Raw genomic sequence first — 18,781 nt, 5'->3', positions numbered from 1 at the left:
CCGGAAGAAAACGGGGGGTGTTGGGCAGGAAAGGCAGCACTCCGGACCTGTGCCGGTACGCATTGCGATCTGGATTCCCGACATGTTCCCCTCCCGTCTTTCTGACCGAAATCGTGACGTTAAAGAATTTATACAGACAGGTCTGTCTAGTTGTCAATATGCTGTGATACGCTCGTGTGAGGATGGACGAGCAGGCGGCGAATGAGATAAGAAAATAGACAAACCTGTCTGTATATGGAGAAGATGGTGCAATCACGCCGAGACGAGCTCGTGGATACCGCCCTCAGGCTGTTCTACACCCGCGGGTTCAACGCGACCGGAATAGACAAGATCCTCGCCGAGGCGGGGGTGGCCAAGATGACGCTCTACAAACACTTCCGCTCGAAGGAGGAACTTATCCTGGCCGCGCTCAACCGCCGGGACGAGCAATTTCGCAACTGGCTGATGAGCGAAATGGAAAAAGCCTCAGCCAACCCAAGGGAGCGGCTTCTGGCGATGTTCGATGCGCTTGAGGACTGGTTCAACGGCCGTGCGTTCAAGGGGCTGGGCTTCAATGGCTGCGCCTTTATCAATGCCGCGAGCGAATTCGGCGACCATCAGCATCCGATCCACCGCACCGCGGCCGAGCACAAGCAGAGGATCGTCGATTATCTGGAGCCGCTCTGCCGTCAGGCGGGGGCGGAAGATCCCGTGGCCCTTGCTGAGCAGCTCGCCCTTTTGAAGGAAGGTGCCATCGCAACGGCCCAGGTGCGCGGGATGCCGGCTGCCTCCAGAACCGCAAAGTCCATTGCCGAAACGTTGATCCCTGCCTGAGGAAGGGCGTGTGGCGGGCCGCTTGGCAACCGGGCGCTCCCGCACCAAACACTTTCACGACAAAGGCGGTTGGCGTTCATGCAGGCGCGCGGGGGGCGCCTGCAATCCTTCTTTTCCATCGTGCGAGGAGGACATGAATGCCTCGCCTATTCCTCCCAGATCGAAAGCTCGTAGTGAGCTTGGCTGCCCTCAAGCGGGATTTTGCCTTCAAAAAAGGTTACCTCTCCCGGGACAACCTCGCTCAGGGGGAAGGTTTTCTCCGGGATGTTCTTGCTGAATCTCTTCCGGCCGGCGTTTCCGCGGTTCAGTGACACCTGCCCATGGAGATACAGTGAACCATTGCGGATATAGTCTGCCGAGGTTTTTGGCAGGCAGTGATAAGGGTTCTGGTCCAAAAATATGTACTTCAGATTTTTGCTGAACTGCGAGTTGTTCAGGTCGACGACAGAATAAGCCTCGCTGTTGAGCGGTTTTCCATTCGTACCGGCAACGCTGAGAAACAGTTCGCCGTCCGCCCTTGTAATATCTCCCACAGGGCCCAGGTTGACCTCCAGCAAGTCCATCTGAAAACAGATCTTTCGTTCCTTCGATGGATCAAGCACGTCGAGCTGCCGGGGGTCGGAGGTCACTTCTTCGACGCCAAAGCTTTTGAAATAGGCGCTGACCGCTTTTCTCAAGATTGCGTTCTTGAGCCCGATTTCCGGGTCGTCGGGAAAGAAGACCGGGGTCAGAATGTCGTATATCGGCCGAAAGGAGATATTCACGGGTGCCGGGCGTTCCGGCACGGTCTTGATCCAGGAGCTGTAGACTTCGGACAGGTCTCCACCGACAGTCCATTTCTCGTAGTTCGCGACCTCGTTGATGTCCTTGTTCTCGGCGGCGCTTTCGTCTTCTTTTTTCAGGCCGCCACCGAGCTGCACCTTCTTGAGCGTCCCCGATGCTTCCACGGCAAGCGTGTCGCCCACCTGGGTGCCGCGCTGATAGATATCCTTGGTAACCTCGGTCTTCGCGAAAAACGTACCGCCATATTCGATCCGCTCGGAAAAGTGGGTGCCAAACCTCTCCAGAAAGGCGAGAAGGTCATCGGGCTGCCAATTGACGGGAAGTTGCTCCACGGCCTTGCGGAAATCGGGGGAAAGCCTTTGGCGCAGAAGATCATTGCCGAATTGCAGCCAGCGCATCTGCATTTTCAGGACGTGCAGACGTACGTCGCAGCGGTCCAGAATATAGAGTTTCTCGCTGCCGGTGGCTGCAGTGTTGACCTCCTTGTGAGACTTGCTCAATGAGAAGGAGCCGACGCTCGGGACACCGACGGACCCGCTGTAGCTTGTGCTGGAAAAGTCCCGCAAGTCGTCCATGGTCTTGACCATCTTGGATTCGACCGTGCACTCGCCCGAACTGCCGCCCTCGTTCTGGTTGTTGACCCCGAAGATCTTCTTGGAATTGAGTTCGACCGCCTGTCCGGCTGCGTCTTGATAGACAAAGCTGAACAGGGGCGCGTCGCTGTTGATGCCGGCTTCGCCGGAGCCGAAGTTGAGAGGGTCGGTCTTCAGAAGATTGTAGCCTCGTCCCAGCCAATCAAAGCTGGGTGGCGCCCAGGTCAGGTTGAACATCCCCCGTTCGAAGGCGGCCTTGGAGGGGTCCATGTCGTCAAAGTGGAGCGGCAGATTGTACCACTCGCTTTCATAGCGGGGGGCCGCGCTGCAGATGCCGCGCTTTAACACCAGACCGTTTTCGCCCACCCGCCGTGCGGAAAACAAACCACCGGCGAATTTCTTGCCAGGTTCGGGCGAAAACCCGTCTTTGCACTCGTAACCGCCGTCTCCAACAGGGATCCACCTGCCGAAAGCTTCTCTCTGGTCGGCACAGCCCTTGAAAGCCGAAGCGTCATTGAATGCTCCGTCGCCAATATTCATCGAACCGGCAATCTTGCCATCGCCCTCTTCGACAAAGGTCACGTATCTCGTGCCGATCATGTTCGGTTCCGGAATGGCAGAGTTCTTTTCATCAATCCAGGTCCCTGTGATTGCAACCGACTTGGCAAGGTCTTTGGTGTCGATTTCCTGGTTGACGTCCTCCGTCACACGAAAGCGGGCGTATTCGCTGATGGAATGGGGCACATTTGGACGACGCAGGACGATCAGGTCGCCCTTGTAGAGTTTGAATGGAATGTTGCTGCCGGTCTCGATCGCGCCTTCGGGGATGGCAACTTCACGGCCTTCCGTGTCGACATAATAAAGTTCCAGCGCGCGGCTCGACGAGTTGTACAAACGGACGTTCTTCGCCTTCTTGTCGTTCTCGTCCGGTGTCGAAACGAGAAGCGGGTCGTCGAAAGCCGTCATTTTCAGGTTGATGTTCAGTACCTGACCATCTTCACCCCCGAGTGCGGTGCTCCAGATCCTCTGACCTGCAAAGACGCTTTCGGAGCCAGCGCGGGCAATCAGGGCCGTGTTCTCTGGCCGGCTGAAGTTCTTGTCGAGCTGTTCAAGCGGTTCCAGCCGGGTCAGGAGTTCTTCATTTCCCAAAGGCGTAACGGCATAGACATCCAGAGGCTTGCAAGCGGAATTGGCCAATTGAAACGTGACATCGCGAGGCCGGGAAAGATCGACAACCCGGTTCATCTTTCTCGTGACATCGATCGATGTGAAAATATCACGAACGGTCACGTCTTCCGGATCGATATCTCCAGGCCAGACGATTGATTTCGTTCCCAGGCGCGCCAGCACATTAACGGTGGAATGCGGCTTCACCTGTTTCGGGCCTACGAGTTCGGTCCCTTTCAAACCCGAAAACCAGAGTGTTTCGTCACTGCGGTTGTAGCCGATGTAGGGCAGCACACCGGCAGTCTTGTCTTCAGCGAGTTGCTTTGATGCTTCCAGGAATTTGGCCGCCCTTGTCCGGTCGGGTTCATCAAGGACCGACAGATCGATCCCGCGCGGCAGAGAAACAACAGTGTCATCTTCCGGACCGAAGATCGCGACGGTCTGGTCATTGCTGTCGAGAACGCGGTAGGTGCCGATTTCCTGATCGAACTCTGCACCGGAGAGAATTCTCAGCTCCGCACCCGCCCTGGCCTTGATTTCGATCTTCTTTTCCGGATCGAGGTTGGCGAGCCGCATCAAGGAAGTATCCGTTACCTCGTCTATGGTGATCGGCAAGTCGAAGAAGTTGAATACTTCAACAGGCGCCAGGCCTTCTGCCGGTCTGAGTATCTTGTCCAGAGAGAAGGTCTGCGTCTTGTCCAAGCCGACTGTATAGACTGTGAACAGGGACTTGTCGTCCGTCTGCAGGAAGACTTCTGTTCCAGGTAGCAGGTCGAAGCGCGCGGTTTCTCCGGAAGGGATGCGGTCGATCTCGGTCTGATCCGTCTGCTCCTGCGGATCTGGCAGGAAAACCACCACATCCGTTGTGTAGGTATTGGTGATCTGAAGTTCCACGGGGCGGAAATACCGTGCATCGGGGACGTGCAGAGGCAGGTCCGCTGCATCGGCGCCGATCGTGAATTCGAAAAAATGGGTATTGTCGCGGGCATCGTCTGCAGCCGCGTCACTTTCGTAGGCGAAGACCCGGTCACCGGTCTTCAGGTTCAGTGCCACTTCATAAAAGGGGGGCAGGGAAAAGCCAGTAGAGATCAGTTCCGCATCCGGTTCGGCACCTCGGACGTAAAGGTCGATAGCGCTTTCCCCGTCGTTGACGAACGTGACTTCCATCGTCGTTTCGGGCGCTGGTTCTGCGTCAGTGGCTCCGGTCGCCGCGGTCGCAGCACCTTCGACCTCCTGTATGATGGCACCAGTTGGTGTCTGTTGCGCGAACACGGGTTGGGAGAGCAAGACCCCCGAAATCAGGCCGAGAAGGGGAAGAAACTGAGATCGCATGAGAAACCTTCTTTTCCAAAATGAAATTGATCCGGTGGCCACGAATTATGGAAGGAAGGGTCCAGGAAAAGACCTTTACCCTTTCCTCCGCTCCTAAGGTTACCTGGGGCCTTTGCCAGGGTGTTTGGGCTTGCCTCCGGGATTCTGTAGCGCGCCCAAATTTGCAACCATCTTGGAGACGTTGCCGCTTGCCTGCGGTCCGCGGGCCGGTTGGCTGGCCTGACCCCGTGGCTGCGCCAGTGGCGTGGAAGGCGATGCGTTGCCTTGGGCATTGCGGGGTCCGGATGAAGCGCGCCCTCTGCTGCCTGTCTGTTGTCCAGATGAGCTTGCCGCCGAGGCAGAAGATGGGGCGTTGTTTGCTCCCAACGTTCGTCGTTGCTGAGAGGAAATCCCTTGAGGGTCCCCCTGCCGTGCCCGGGTCACGCCCCTAACTGTCTTGTCAATTTGATCCAACCATGGCGCAGAGCCGGTTTGGGGGGGCGCAGCGCCGGTTTGGGGTGGCGTGGAGGGCGGAGGAGGGCGTGTATAACCAGGTGCTGCTTGCCCTTTCGCTGTCGTCTGACCCGCTCCACCTTGAGCGAGATGGGGTGGAACATCGGGTAGCCTATGAGCTGAAGGCAGGGGCGCCGGGGCGCGCGTCGTGGCGGGCGGTCGTGCGGGCAATTTGCCAAAATGCGCGTTGCCCGGACCTGGCTGCGGCCGCTGAGGAGGCCGGTTGAGATTTGTTTTGGCCGCCTTCGATGGTTGTTGCGGTGGTCTGGAGGGCTGAGGTGCCGAGGCGACCACTCGTGCTTGGGCGGGGGGCCTTTGATCTCTTGGACGGTTCGCTGGTGGTTGTGCTGCAGCGCTCGAGCTTGCTGATGAGCCGTTGTTGGCACCTGCACCTTGAGGCTGGTTTTTTAGTAAATGTCTTTTGTGTTTGGCGATTTGGAAATTCAGGTTGTTTTGAAGATCCTTAAGATGTTGTCTTCCGATTCCGACTTGTGTTCTAAGGGCATTCATTTCCTGATTTGTTTTCTTGAGAAGATTTTTCTGTTCTTGTTCTGATAGTTTTTCTCTTTTTATCGTCTCCCGATATCTATCATCGATTGTCTTCATTCTTCTTTGTATTTCAGATATGCGCCTTTCAGACTCCTGAATTGCGTTGTTAGTGTTTGCAATTTGTCGACGAAGATCTCTCTCGTAATCGCTCGGATCCATGGCTTGCGCGGAATGGATAGACACCTGTCCGAGCAACAGAACTGGAATGACAATCTTGAGGAGATAAGAGACCACTTTCACGAGGCAGCCGCCTGAAGAGCGATTTCTTATGGTACTTCTCTCTTGGAAATGACTAGCTGTATTGATCATATCAATCATACTCTTCCAGGTTGCCTTTGGGGCCGGTGATGTTGTCTTGTCAGTGAGCACCCACGCGGCGCTCACCCCTTGTTTGTCTCCAATCACGTCGTTCAACGACTTGGTTCTGATCTGGTCCGGGACCTGGTATTGCGATACCGTTTCAAGCATTCAGACGATTTGATGAGTATAAATATTGGCGTATTAGAAGAACTTCAGGAATGCGCGCGCGCCCAAAATCAATAGTGTTGTGCCAGAAATATAGTTTACGACGTTGGCAATACTTTTGTTTACGGACAAAACTCTGGTGGCCACCATCCAGAGTATGAGGCCACATGCGGAGGAGGTCAGGACAACGGGTATGCATAAAATCAGGCTTGCGGTGTCGGGCTCGTCTGTCATCTGAAACAGGAACCCGGGAAAAAGGGCGGCAAAAAACATGAACGCAAGCGGGTTTGCCAGACCGATCCAGGCCCCTTTCACGGCATAATGGGCGTAGCGGCAAGTGGGGGCGTGTGCCATCTTGCTGAAATTCATTTCCCGCAAAATGCTGAAGCCAAAATAGGCAAGCATGAGTCCACCGGCCAATTGCATGGTGTGAATAAGAAAAGGACTGACTTCCAGTAGTCTGACCGCAAAGAAAACCGCCAGAACCACCCATACGAACTCGGCAACAAGAATGCCGGTAAGCGAAGCAACGCCGCCCAGAAAACCTGAGCGGGTTGTCGCGGCGCTGACAAAGGCAACGTTCTGCCCAGGCGCAATCGATGAAGCAAATTTTGTCGCCGCAAGGGCAAACCATATTTCGGTAGACATCTTTCCTCCTGGCAATGGCTCTTGCGTAACAAATGTTTCCGTTGCGTGATGTGAACGTGTTCACACCTGGAGTATTTTTCGAAACACTGGAGATGCAGGCCTGAAGATGCGACCCCCGATGGCGGAGGCCGTGGGAAAGCGGCGCCAGTTTTTCGCGAAAACGAAGTGGCTTGAAAAGCGAGGAGGTGGCCGCCTCAATCCGGAAGACCTGAAGCAGAGGAATCGGGACAGGGTCGTCAGCCAGACCTGTGGCTGCTGACTGTCGCCGAGCGTGGCGTTTGTTGGCTGTCTCAAAGAGGCTCAATAGCGATGAATGGTAGGCTTGCTATGAAGACACAGCCTGTTCTAAGGGATGAGTTCACATATGAAATTCAGCCCAAGTGTTTAACTCAACGAAGCAAGCACAGACAAACCACTGCCAGATGGAGCGAGCTTGAAGCTTTCTCTGAAGACGACAGTACTAGGTTGATTTATCCGGATTTCCTCCCTGGTAGGTTTTATGCGCTGCCGAAAAGCCGGCTGACGCCTGAATTCGTTGAGGCGCTTAGAGACAATCTCCAGGCAGCTGATGTGCCCCGGCGATAGCGTGAACAGTGGAGCATTTAGAGATCCGATCACTGACCGAAACGTCCGGCTCTGGCGCAAACCGGGGATCCTTCAACCAATTCCGGATCATATATCAGCTGCCGTTATGGCTTGAAGCGGGCTTGCCGCGGTACAGCAATCCCGGTCCTGACCTTGGCTGGCGCCTGATCGCCTCAATCGTCCCAGATCGGTCATTCATCTGCTGATATGCAGCCTCGGCGCAGCCCGCCAAAGCCATCATTCGCTGCATCCTATAGTCGGCTTACCATCAGATGGAGGCAATGCGGACCAAATCACCGTGTGCTTGCGCGGCATTAATGGCCGACCGTGTAACCGGCTGTAAGATCGCGGTGCCTAACCTGGATCGGACCCGCAACACGGTGAAGATGTTAGGGCGCGAGAGGAGCAAAGAGACTCAGTCTCCGCGGAACTCCTGCATTGCCAGCGCGCGTGCAAGGTACGACAGTGCTTTCGCCCGTCTGAAGTTGTCGCGCTCATGGTACGCCAGCAGCATCGCCAGCGTATATTCGCCGGCATCTACATGCGCAACGATGATTTGGTCACTCATGCCACGGCCGTAAAGTCCGGACACCTCGATGATTTCGGCGACCGCCGCATCGTCACCGGCCAGCGATTCTGCGTCCGCCGCGGCACCCAGAGCAGTATCGATCTCGGAGCGCCGATCATGATCGAGCCCCCCGCGTGCCACGGCATCCATCAATCCGGAGATGGGCTCGCGCGCTGCCTCAAGACACTTCATCGCTGCATCCCGATGCCCGGAAACGAAGGCCTGACGCGCACACTGCGCCAGTGCCCAGGCCTTCCTTTCCGGTGCCTTGATCTCCGATGCCAGAAACAATGCGGCCTTGGCGCTACCGCTCGATCCTGCGCGCAAAACGAGGAACGACAACGTGAAGTCGCGTTGCCCTGGTTCGGAGATGCTGTCTGCAATTTTCAGGGATTTGTCGGTGTCGCCAAGCAATAACCAGGCCCAAGCTTCGCCCACCAAAGACTGTGACGCCCGTACTGGATCAAGGCTTGCCCGCCAGGTGGAGACATCCCGCAGCAGCGCCCGGCTACGCTCTGTATCCGGCCCCTCCGCGAGTTCTTCAACAACCAACAGGGTGGCCGCGCTCACACGGTCGTAAAGCTCAGGCATCTGCTGGATCATTTCGATGGCCGTGTCGGTGTCGCCAGAGGCGGCAACCGCGCTTGGCAGAGACACGGCCGAGACGGCCTGGTTGGTGGCGGCTTCATGACTTTGCAGCAGGGTGCGCGCCAGCTCGATGGCTGCATCCCCTCGCGCCGTGTCACCATGCTCGTAGGCGGCCAGCGCCCAGTCCGCCACGTCGTTCACGCTCTGGCTCGTTGACCCGCCATGCTCGTCCAAAACCGCTCGTGCGCTCGCAAGATCACCATCTCGGAAAAGGACATGTGCCTGTGCCATGTAGACGAGTCTTTGTACCGCCGGGCTCTTGATCTGTTCGGCAAGTCGCAGGCCGCGTGCCATACGCCCGCTGTAGATCATGGCTTGGCCAAGGTTCGGCAACACCAGGTGCCACCGGCTCTCCGGCACCTCAGCGAACGAACGCTCCGCAAGCTCGATTACGCAACTGGCATTCGGGCTCGCGATGCAACGCCGCAACTCGTCCGCCTGTGCAACCGCAAAGTCCGGGGCGGTGGCCACCACGGCAGCAACCAAGAGAACTGGCGCTAGCTTCGCTGTCATGTCTCAACCCGTCATGGTGCCCGGCCCATCTCAAGATGACACACTGCAGGCCACCCCGGCAAACACACTGTGTAGATAGGGGGGCGAACAACCGCTTTTCGTGTGGCGCAGCTGCGTCAAGCTTATCACTGTTGCATCACCGGAGGGTTTGCACGCGTCCGCTACTCGCTGCACCTGCACCACAGCGACGGACAGGGCACGGGACTGAGCCAGTGTGCCTCTTCATTGGTAGCCCGCGACAATACTCCCCAGCCTGACGAACACAGGTCAGCTTCAAGGAGTGATGACTAAAAATGAGTTTATGCACGCATGGATTGTATGTTACCCTGCGTCAAAATTGAGCTCGATGATCGCGGAGGGAAGTTTATGTCCCAGCCATTCTATTTCAGGCGTGCACTTCAAGGAGGTGCTTTCCTCCTGCTCATCGCGTCAGCATCAGCGGCCAGCGCACAGGATACGCTGCAGGACGGCAGCGTGTTGCCATTCCCACCAGCACCTTTTGAAGGCGTCATTACGGAAACCTTTGAAGGCTCGACACAGGATTACCCGCAACCCGTAACGCCGCCCGAGGGGGCGCCCAACGTTCTGGTCGTCCTCATCGATGATCTCGGCTTCGGGCAGCCCGGCACATTCGGCGGGCCGGTTCCGACCCCGGCCATGGATGCTCTCGCAGAAGATGGCCTGCGTTTCACGCGGTTTCACACCACCGCAATCTGTTCGCCGACGCGTGCGGCTCTGCTGACCGGGCGCAACCACCACCAAAGTGGCTTTGGCACGATTACCGAGCTGTCCACCGGCTATCCGGGCTACGACAGCATCTGGCCGCGCTCGACAGCCACAATCGCAGAGATCCTCAAGGATCACGGCTACTCGACCGCTGCCTTCGGCAAATGGCACAACACGCCTGATTGGGAAACCTCTCCCATGGGGCCGTTCGATCACTGGCCGACCGGGCTGGGGTTCGAATACTGGTATGGTTTCCAGGGGGGCGAGACCAGCCAATGGGACCCGCAGCTCTTTCGGAACACGATCCCGGTGGAGCCCGAAATAGGCCCGGAGGAGGGCTACAACCTCAACGTCGATCTGGTGGACGACGCGATCGCATGGCTTGATCGGCAGCACTCCATCGCGCCGGACAAGCCCTACTTCATGTATTTCGCACCGGGCGCGGTTCATGCCCCGCTGCACGTCAGCGAAGAATGGATCGACAAATTCTCCGGCCAGTTCGATCAGGGCTGGGACAAGGTCCGCGAAGAAACGCTGGCCCGGCAGAAGGAAATCGGTGTTGTTCCCGAAAACACCGACCTCACGTCGCGACCGGAGGAAATCGAGACCTGGGACACGCTGGACGCCGACGCGCAGCGGCTCTACAGCAGGCACCAGGAAGTGTTCGCCGGATTCCTGGCCCAGACGGACTATGAAATCGGACGTCTGATCGACAAGGTTCAAGCTCTGCCCGGGGCCGACAATACGCTGATCATTCTGATAGCAGGCGACAATGGCCCCAGCGCCGAGGGCAGCGTCACCGGTACACTGAACAACATGATGACCCAGAACGGCATTCCGGACACGGTCGAAGCGCAGCTGCCGGTGATAGACGAGATCGGCGGCCCGCTGCATGAAAACCATTACCCTGTTGGCTGGGCGTGGGCGGGCTCATCGCCGTTCCAGTGGATGAAGCGCGTGCCTTCGCATTTTGGTGGAACCCGGAATGGCATGGTTGTCAGCTGGCCGGCGAAGATCACCGACGGTGGGGGCATCCGAACACAGTTCCATCACGCCGTGGACATTGCTCCAACGATCCTCGAGGCCGTCGGGGTTCCAGAGCCCGAAGTGGTCAACGGCACCCAGCAGACGCCCATGGCAGGCGTCAGCATGGAGTACAGTTTTGCCGATGCCGATGCTCCCGGGACACGGCACACACAGTATTTCGAGACCGGAGGGCATCGCGCGCTCTATCATGACGGCTGGGTCGCCGCGTCGTTCCATGGCGCACCCTGGGAGCTGACTGGCTCCGTCGGTTTCGACGACAACACCTGGGAGCTCTACAACATCGAGGAAGATTTCTCGCAAGCACATGACGTCGCTGCCGAGAACCCCGAGAAACTCGCCGAGCTTCAGGCGATGTTCGACGAAGAGGCCCGGAAGTTCCAGGTCTACCCGCTCGACGACCGCTTCTCTGATCGTGCCAGAAACCCCGAACGCCCGTCAGTGACCCGCGGTCGAGACGTGTTCACCTATGCGCCGGGAACGACACGCATACCGGAAGGCAGCGCGGCTCCGGCCTATCAGCGCTCTCATACGATCACAGCCGAGATCGAGGTCCCTGAGGGAGGTGCAAGCGGTGTACTCATCGCGAACGGCGGGTCGTCGGCCGGATACACGTTGTATCTCGAAAACGGGGTTCCGGTGTATGAGTTCAACTTCTTCGGCAAGGACCTCTACCGGGTCGCAGGAGAGGAACCGCTGGAGCCGGGGGAGCACACGGTGACCATGGTCTATGAACAACTTCCCTTCGAGCCCGGGAAGGAGATCACTGGCGGCACGGCGACGCTCCTTGTGGACGGTGCCGAAGTTGCAAGCGGTGATATCGAGAAAGTCGTTCCGTCCCGCTACTCTGCAACCGAGACGCTGGACATTGGAATGGACCTCGGCGCAACGGTTACTCCTGTCTACAGGGAGGAGGCGCCATTTGCGTTTACTGGCACGATCAAGCAGGTGAGCGTAGAATTGCAGTAGCGCCGATTTCGGGTCGCAGTGGAAAGAGCAACTGCATTGCTTCAGCCCAAGTTTGGCTGTGCAAAACGGCTTCTCTGCCCTGCCTCAGAAAATCTTCGGAGGACAGCGTTCGCGCCAGCGTCGTTCACAGGCCGGACCTGTCATTCACTTGCCGAAATGATGCCGCGGCGCAACCCGCCGACCCGGCTATTTGTTGCATTGTCGAAGAACATTGTCGCAAGGCGGCTGTGCGCTTCCTGACCGGCCATGGTTTTGACGCCATTCTCCTCCGGAAAGCAGACGAAATTCGTCCTCGACGCGTGGACGTGAACAGCATAATTCGGATGTCGGTCATGAAGTGTGGCAGGCTGCAAGCTGACGTATTTGCAAAGGCAGACTGTCACGTTGCTTCCGTCAGCATGTCTAGGAAGGCGCGTACAGCCGGGTTCGTCCGGCGGTTCTGCGGCCAGACGGCCGTGATGTTGTGACGTTCGACCGCAAAATCGGAAAGAACGGGCACCAGTTCTCCACGCTTGACCCAGGGTGCCACCATGAAGCTTGTCGCCATTCCGATGCCGGCTCCCGCCGCGACGGCAGAAATCACGGCCTCGCTCGCATCGACGACGATTGCAGATGGCGGCACGATCTCGACATCACGGCCTCCGATCCGGAACGGCCAGCGGAACAATTGGCCGCTGCTCTGATAACGCAGGTTTACCGTCTCGTGAGACTGAAGCTCGTCAGGATGACTGGGCGTGCCTGTCGCAGCCAAATAGTCCGGTGAGGCATAACAGCAGAGCCGCTGCGGCGACAGTTTCCGTGACAGGAGACTTGAGTCGGGAAGGTCACCGATGCGCACGGCAAGGTCGATTCCCTCTTCGATCAGATCCACCTTGTGATCGCTCAGTCTGAGATCGATCGAGACCTTCCGATGACGTGCGCGAAAGCCCGGAAGCAAAGGGGCGATGACGTGAAGCCCGATCGGAAACGAAGCCGCAATGCGCAAGGTGCCGGCAGGATCGGACCGGGCAGCCTTGGCGGCCTGTTGGATCTCCTCGGCATCGCGCAGCAGCTTGAGCGCCCGTTCATGCAGATCGCGGCCCTCATTCGTGAGGGTGATCGAGCGTGTGGTGCGGGTGAAGAGCGAGACACCGAGTTGACGCTCCAAACGCTGGACACTCTTGCTGATCGCCGAGGGCGAAACGGAGAGCGCGCGCGCGGCGGCCGTGTAGCTGCCCAGCGAGCCGGCGCGGGCAAAAGCGATAAGGCCGGTCAGGCTTTCAAATCCAATTTGTTCCTTCATGGCACTATTAAAGCGAATTGAAGGGCCATTATCAATCTGTGAGCAAGCCTATACATCCGGTCAACAAAATCAGAAACGGAAAGAGGTTCCCATGACCGAGATGATGAAAGCTGTCCGACTGCATGAATTTGGCGGTCCGCAGGTGCTGCGCTACGAGGAGGCGCCGCGACCGGTGGCCGGTACGGGAGAGGTACTTGTCCGCGTGCATGCGGCAAGCCTCAATCCGCCGGACCTTTACCTGCGGGATGGCTACCGGGCGCTTCCGCCCGAATGGCGGCCCAGCCCGGTCTTTCCGCTGATCCTCGGCACGGACATCTCCGGTGTCGTCGCAGCGCTCGGAGAGAATGTCTCGGGTTTCCGCATTGGCGACGAGGTTTTTTCGATGGTGCGTTTCCCGCATGATCTCATGACCGGCAGCAATGCCTATGCCGACTATGTCAAGGTTCCGGTCTCCGACCTCGCGCTTAAACCCGCAGGAATCGACCACATTCGGGCGGCCGGTGCCCCGATGTCCCTGCTCACGGCGTGGCAGTTCCTTGTCGACCCCGGTCACGACGCACCGAATCCGTTCCAGGATTTCGACCATGCGCCGATCCCGCTTGAAGGAAAGACAGTGCTGGTCAATGGCGCCGGCGGCGGCGTCGGTCACCTGGCAGTTCAACTGGCAAAATGGAAGAGGGCTCATGTCATCGCGGTCGCTTCCGGCAAACATGAAACTGTGCTGCGCGATCTCGGCGCTGATGCCTTCATCGACTACACCAGACAAGCTGCAGAGACCACCGCACCAGATGTCGATCTCGTCATCGACGCTGTTGGCGGTTCCGGCATGGAACGCTTCCTGAGCGTGATCAGGAAGAATGGCGCGCTCTATCTGGTCAATCCACTTGGCTTTTCCGGACATGAGGAGGCTGCAGGACGCGGGATCACCGTTTCAACGGCACAGGTGCGCTCCAACGGCGCACAATTGGCTAAAGCTGGATGCCTGCTGGATGACGGGACGATCCGGGTCGAGATAGACAGTGAGTTCCCGCTGTCAGAGGCCTCTGCTGCCCATCAGCGGGCACTCGAAGGCGGTATCCAGGGCAAGATCGTTCTCATCGCCAGATAAACGCGCAACCACTCTGAAATCTGCTCCCCCGATTGCATTCCGGTCGGGGAGAGCCAAACAGGAGGAACGCTCCCATGTTGATCGTGACCGGATATATGTATGTCGGTCCTTCGGATCTGGCGGAATTTACTGCGGATCTGGCATCACTCGCGGTGGCGACGCGCCAACGTTCGGGCAACCTTTCGTATGACGCTTCCGTTGATGATGCCAAGGCTGGTCGATTGCTCATAGCGGAACGCTGGGCCGACCAAGCCGCACTCTCAGCCCATCTTGAAGCTGAAGACACGGAAGCTTTCATCGTAAAGTGGCGCGGAAGTATGCAGGGCGAGATCCGCAAGTATGATGCATCGAACGAACGTGGCCTTGCCGAAGATTGATCTCTTGCCACACGCTCATGTCATCTATGTGAGCAGAGGAAATGCCACCACCCAGACCGATCTGCAGCGTTTGTTTGAGCATACCGTTTCGATGCGTGTGAGACGGATTCCCACGTCAACGCCTCCATCAGCCGCCAGTTCGTCCACGGCCCTCACCGGTCATCCACTCGTTGATACGCTGCTGCAGTGCGGTCTGCCGAAGCCGCCATTCCCTGCATTTGGGAAGACAGGTGGCCGCCAGATGTCGGCAGTGCGGACGAACCTACTTTCAAACAGAACCTCCCAATGGCCGCGTCACTTCCGCAATCGAGTCAGAAAACGTTCAATTTTCTGCTTCATCGTTGGTTCAGACGGGCCAGAAGACCAACTACCGCCATTCTCGAAGACCTGTTCTTGCCAAGTGCACGGTTTTTGCCGCCACAGACCACGATGTGCAGCAAACTGCATGCCGCCCCAGTCCATGAACCAAACGTCTTTTGAAAGGTGGAAAGAGTAATAGCTGTCTGACCAGATATATCGACTCCTTACGGTTTCGCCTGCCTGAGCTAATTGCAGAGCCATTTTCAAGTTGTCGGGCGTAATGCTGCGATATCTGTCACCCACGCTCATTATCGTCTCACGGAGAACGCAGGTAATCAGACATTCCTGCAACGGAACACGAACACCTGTCAACTCTCTGATAAAATGATCAGAAACCCCGTCGCCCCTAGCGTAAGTTTCGCTATCGGACGAGACATCGCTCGCAGCAACAACAAAGACACTCTGATTTTCATCACAAAAGACCGTGAAGCCGTTTTCAGTCTTCAGTTCATCAATTGGAAATATGTGGTCTTGGCATGACAGCGGTGAATTGTGTGACTCTGGATGTGCAAACTGAGATTTGCGCTGCGCTAGCGCGCCAAATCGACGATAGAAGTCCTTCAGAATCGGATTCGACAAAGTGCGAATATCGCTTTCGGGAATGCCCAGATCGGAAGAAGGCACTTCGTACCAGTCAGAAAGCAGGTTTTGAAGTTGCTCGAAGTCCATCAACGCGAAAAGTCCTAGTTTACGCTCCCGTCCACGTTGCCGACATTCGTGGACAACGCAGCATCAGTCAACGTGAGCTCTAAGCGGACTTGCGGCGCCACAGCATCCCGATCCGGACCTTGGCTGGTGCCTGGTCGACACAAACGGCCCTTTGCTGCCGGTCATCCAACTCGATGTCGCTGCGGTGCGGCCAGTCGCAGGAGACATTCACTGCAACTGCTCAACCAGATAATTCGGCAAGGTCGGCAGCGCGGACTTTGCTGCAGTTGGGATCGAAACGCGCAAGGTCTGCTCACAGCTCAATTTCGTCTCGTCTTGCACGTAATCGACAGAAGTCAGGATGCAGTTACCCCAAGCTGGTAGGAGCAAAATTGGTCGTAGTGTAAGGTGACTGAGCCTGCTTCAAGTCGAATGATCCCGATATTGGGCGCTTCCTTGCTGGGTTCGAAGGTATCCCAGTTCCATTCGGGTTTCGGCGGCGGCGCTTGATAGAGAACAGAGCGCATCGTCGAGAATGGGATACCCTCAACCGAGCCAGAAATTGGTCGGTGGACATGCCCAACAAACATGTACTTCACGCACCCAAATCTGGAGATTAAATCTATGAAGTCCTGCCCGTCTTCCATGTTTTCCGTGTCTTGCATTGGCAGGCCAAGTGGCATCGGCGGATGGTGCATAAATAGAATGGTCGGCTTCTTTCCTGCATCGTGTAGGCGGTCCATGAGCCATTTGCGCCGAATTTCACAGAATTCTCCGGCGTCAGAGCCGGTCTTGTGTGTATCTAGACAAATCACGTGCGCTTCAGGTGTCTTCACCCGATACTGGATGAATCCCTCCATTGCCGCGTCAGGAAGTGGCAAAAGCTGGCGGAATAGCTCCCGGCTGTCATGATTTCCCATCATGGGGAAAAAAGGGATAGCCAATTCGGATAGTCGCCCTGCCACGCCTTCGTAGTCAGCCTTTGTTCCTCGATTGACCATGTCGCCGGAAATGACGCACATTCTCGCATCCGAATGGTGCTCATTGATGTGCTCAACGGCAGCTTGGAGCCTAATCCGTGGATCGTGCCCAAGCACCTGACCCTCTTGGGTAAAATGAGGATCCGACATCCAAACAATTTTCATCGTCGCTACAACTCCTTTTTGGCAAAACGCTGGTGTGCCCACAAAACGGACTTTGGCTGCATTGCAGAACGCGTGCAAGTTGGGCTCTAGGCCGACCTGCGGCGCCGCAACACTGATCGCAGGAAACGATTTTGTGCCAGCGTCGTTCAGGGCCCAGTGCCACCATTTGGAACGTATGCGGCGAACGGCTGGTGTGGCTTGTCGGTTGCGCGTACCCGACTGACACGTTGCGCGGCGTTGCGTTTGCAACATGCTGCACTGCGTAAGCGCCCAGTAGAGAGATTTTCGACAGATTTGGGTGGTGGAGACACGGTTTGTTTCGCCACTGTCTGCTCATCACGTTGCTGATGAGGAGGAAACGCAATGCTCGACTCGACAGTCACCGCGCAGGTGCAAGAGACGCTCGACAGCCTGAACACCGCGCTGTTTGCCACCGACAGCGACTGACGCGATCTGGTTGCCGTGACATGGAACCTGAAGCCGGTGACGGGTTTGGACACCCCGGTCCACGGCCTGCAAGAGGTACATCACCTGGCGTGATGCCCTGACTGGGCCGCGCCCCCTGATGGCGCGCCTAAGCGCCCGGCATCGTCCTCCTGCCGGGCGTACCCTTTTAGTTACATCGGAGAAAAGAAATGAAAGCAGCACGTTGGCATGGCGTAAAGGATATTCGCGTCGAAGATATCGCCGAACCGGTCCCCGGCAAGGGCGAGGTGAAGGTCAAGGTCGCCTGGACCGGGATCTGCGGCAGTGACCTGCATGAATATCTCGCCGGGCCGATCTTTGTCCCCGTGGACGAAGACCATCCTCTAAGTCACGACAAGGCTCCGATCACCATGGGGCATGAATATTGTGGCACCGTGACGGAGCTGGGTGAGGGTGTCACCGGGCTTGCGCTTGGCGACCGCGTCGCCATCGAGCCAATCTTTGCCTGCGGCGAATGCCCGGCCTGTCTCGAAGGCAAGTATAACCTGTGTGAGAGCCTCGGTTTCGTCGGCCTGTCCGGCGGGCACGGCGGGTTCGCCACCCATAGCGTGGTGCCCGCCCGCATGGTGCACAAGATGCCCGAGGCGCTGTCGATGGAGCAGGGTGCGCTGGTCGAACCCGCCGCCGTCGCCCTGCATGCCGTGCGCCTGTCCAAAATCAAGGCGGGTGACAAAGCCGCTGTTTTTGGCGCGGGTCCCATCGGCCTGCTGGTGGTGGAATCATTGCGCGTCGCCGGCGCGTCGGAGATTCACGTTGTGGAACCCTCGGAAGTGCGGCGGCAAAAGGCGCTGGATCTCGGCGCGACCTCGGTGATCGACCCGACCGCGACGGACGCGGTCGCGGCGATCCGCGATGCAACGGGCGGGGTTCATGTGGCCTTCGAAGTGACCGGCGTGCCTCAGGTGCTGCCGCAATGCATCGACGCCACCCGCCACGAGGGGCAGGTTCTGGTCGTGTCAATCTGGGAGAAAGAGGCCTCTTTCCAGCCCAACACCATCGTGCTCAAGGAACGCCAGTTGCAGGGCACCATCGCCTATCGCAACGTCTATCCGGCGGTCATGGCGCTGATGACCCAAGGCTATTTCAGCGCCGATCAACTGGTCACCAAGCGGATTCCCCTGGATGACATCGTCGCGGAAGGGTTCGAGGCGCTTGTCGCGGAAAAATCCCATGTGAAGATCCTGGTCGAAGCCCCCGACTGACCTTCCGCCGCTCGGAAAATCCGGCCGCGCACATACGAAAGAGCGGCCGGAAGCCCCACATCGAGACGCTGCGCGACAATCCCCACCGGATACCGGAACTTCGTCGCGACATCCGTGTGGCGTCAATTTCCGGATCGTTGAATCCAGGAACCGAAATTGACACCTGTGGCTGACCGAGGACGAGGAATACGAGTTTCCTGTAACTCATCTGCGCATGTTGGTATTGCGCCACCAAAGCGCCGTTGTTCGTTATTCCGACCAACTAAAACACAGGAAAG

The 18,781-nt window shown here is 57.5% G+C and carries 11 protein-coding genes; 5 read left to right on the top strand and 6 right to left on the bottom strand.

What is annotated here, in order from left to right; genetic code table 11:
• The first annotated feature begins 243 nt into the window (after window positions 1-243).
• Window positions 244-813 carry a TetR/AcrR family transcriptional regulator gene (locus AC2A6O_RS13625; RefSeq protein ID WP_498927798.1) on the top strand — a complete coding sequence of 190 codons (570 nt, stop codon included), beginning with the start codon at window positions 244-246 and terminating at the stop codon, window positions 811-813.
• 146 nt (window positions 814-959) lie between these two features.
• On the opposite strand, the gene AC2A6O_RS13620 is transcribed toward AC2A6O_RS13625, so the two are convergent.
• From AC2A6O_RS13620 to AC2A6O_RS13610, 3 genes are all read right to left on the bottom strand, one after another.
• Window positions 960-4,688, bottom strand: a complete 3,729-nt coding sequence (locus AC2A6O_RS13620) for an MAC/perforin domain-containing protein (protein WP_498927795.1) — start codon at window positions 4,686-4,688, stop codon at window positions 960-962.
• Between the two features lie 1,542 nt (window positions 4,689-6,230).
• A complete protein-coding gene (locus AC2A6O_RS13615) occupies window positions 6,231-6,842 on the bottom strand; it encodes a LysE family translocator (protein ID WP_498927793.1) in 612 nt (203 codons plus the stop codon).
• 1,000 nt (window positions 6,843-7,842) lie between these two features.
• The gene (locus AC2A6O_RS13610; RefSeq protein WP_498927791.1) at window positions 7,843-9,156 is read right to left on the bottom strand and encodes a hypothetical protein; all 1,314 of its coding nucleotides are present in this window, start codon (window positions 9,154-9,156) and stop codon (window positions 7,843-7,845) included.
• A gap of 366 nt (window positions 9,157-9,522) precedes the next feature.
• Here AC2A6O_RS13610 and AC2A6O_RS13605 point away from each other — a divergent pair, with 366 nt between their 5' ends.
• Entirely contained in the window at window positions 9,523-11,895 is a 2,373-nt protein-coding gene (locus AC2A6O_RS13605) for an arylsulfatase (protein ID WP_498927789.1), read from the top strand.
• A 379-nt stretch (window positions 11,896-12,274) separates the two neighbouring features.
• Here AC2A6O_RS13605 and AC2A6O_RS13600 read toward each other — a convergent pair whose 3' ends face one another.
• Window positions 12,275-13,177: a LysR family transcriptional regulator gene (locus AC2A6O_RS13600; RefSeq protein ID WP_498927787.1), complete on the bottom strand. Its 903-nt coding sequence runs from the start codon at window positions 13,175-13,177 to the stop codon at window positions 12,275-12,277.
• Between the two features lie 91 nt (window positions 13,178-13,268).
• Between AC2A6O_RS13600 and AC2A6O_RS13595 the strand changes: the two genes are divergently transcribed.
• On the top strand, window positions 13,269-14,285 hold the full coding sequence (locus AC2A6O_RS13595; protein ID WP_498927785.1) for an NADP-dependent oxidoreductase: 1,017 nt from the start codon (window positions 13,269-13,271) through the stop codon (window positions 14,283-14,285).
• A 74-nt stretch (window positions 14,286-14,359) separates the two neighbouring features.
• Complete coding sequence (locus tag AC2A6O_RS13590; protein ID WP_498927783.1) at window positions 14,360-14,662, top strand: putative quinol monooxygenase; 303 nt, start codon at window positions 14,360-14,362, stop codon at window positions 14,660-14,662.
• Window positions 14,663-14,956: 294 nt separating this feature from the next.
• Here AC2A6O_RS13590 and AC2A6O_RS13585 read toward each other — a convergent pair whose 3' ends face one another.
• Both AC2A6O_RS13585 and AC2A6O_RS13580 read right to left on the bottom strand, forming a co-directional pair.
• Window positions 14,957-15,694 (bottom strand): hypothetical protein, encoded by a 738-nt coding sequence (locus AC2A6O_RS13585; RefSeq protein ID WP_498927781.1) that lies wholly within the window; start codon window positions 15,692-15,694, stop codon window positions 14,957-14,959.
• A gap of 332 nt (window positions 15,695-16,026) precedes the next feature.
• Window positions 16,027-16,815: a phosphodiesterase gene (locus AC2A6O_RS13580; RefSeq protein ID WP_498927779.1), complete on the bottom strand. Its 789-nt coding sequence runs from the start codon at window positions 16,813-16,815 to the stop codon at window positions 16,027-16,029.
• 635 nt (window positions 16,816-17,450) lie between these two features.
• Between AC2A6O_RS13580 and AC2A6O_RS13575 the strand changes: the two genes are divergently transcribed.
• Window positions 17,451-18,503 (top strand): 2,3-butanediol dehydrogenase, encoded by a 1,053-nt coding sequence (locus AC2A6O_RS13575; RefSeq protein ID WP_498927777.1) that lies wholly within the window; start codon window positions 17,451-17,453, stop codon window positions 18,501-18,503.
• Window positions 18,504-18,781: the final 278 nt, after the last annotated feature.

It is taken from the genome of Labrenzia sp. ATLA3 (genome assembly GCF_057180185.1).
Note: the sequence above shows the minus strand (reverse complement) of the source record. Positions and strands in the feature narration are given on the sequence as shown.

Excerpts from the sequence above, each read along its gene's own strand:
- AC2A6O_RS13615 (WP_498927793.1), bottom strand. The coding sequence starts at position 6,842 with ATGTCTACCGAAATATGGTTTGCCCTTGCGGCGACAAAATTTGCTTCA.
- AC2A6O_RS13595 (WP_498927785.1), top strand. The coding sequence starts at position 13,269 with ATGACCGAGATGATGAAAGCTGTCCGACTGCATGAATTTGGCGGTCCG.
- AC2A6O_RS13620 (WP_498927795.1), bottom strand. The coding sequence starts at position 4,688 with ATGCGATCTCAGTTTCTTCCCCTTCTCGGCCTGATTTCGGGGGTCTTG.
- AC2A6O_RS13625 (WP_498927798.1), top strand. The coding sequence starts at position 244 with ATGGTGCAATCACGCCGAGACGAGCTCGTGGATACCGCCCTCAGGCTG.
- AC2A6O_RS13600 (WP_498927787.1), bottom strand. The coding sequence starts at position 13,177 with ATGAAGGAACAAATTGGATTTGAAAGCCTGACCGGCCTTATCGCTTTT.
- AC2A6O_RS13610 (WP_498927791.1), bottom strand. The coding sequence starts at position 9,156 with ATGACAGCGAAGCTAGCGCCAGTTCTCTTGGTTGCTGCCGTGGTGGCC.
- AC2A6O_RS13580 (WP_498927779.1), bottom strand. The coding sequence starts at position 16,815 with ATGAAAATTGTTTGGATGTCGGATCCTCATTTTACCCAAGAGGGTCAG.
- AC2A6O_RS13575 (WP_498927777.1), top strand. The coding sequence starts at position 17,451 with ATGAAAGCAGCACGTTGGCATGGCGTAAAGGATATTCGCGTCGAAGAT.
- AC2A6O_RS13605 (WP_498927789.1), top strand. The coding sequence starts at position 9,523 with ATGTCCCAGCCATTCTATTTCAGGCGTGCACTTCAAGGAGGTGCTTTC.
- AC2A6O_RS13590 (WP_498927783.1), top strand. The coding sequence starts at position 14,360 with ATGTTGATCGTGACCGGATATATGTATGTCGGTCCTTCGGATCTGGCG.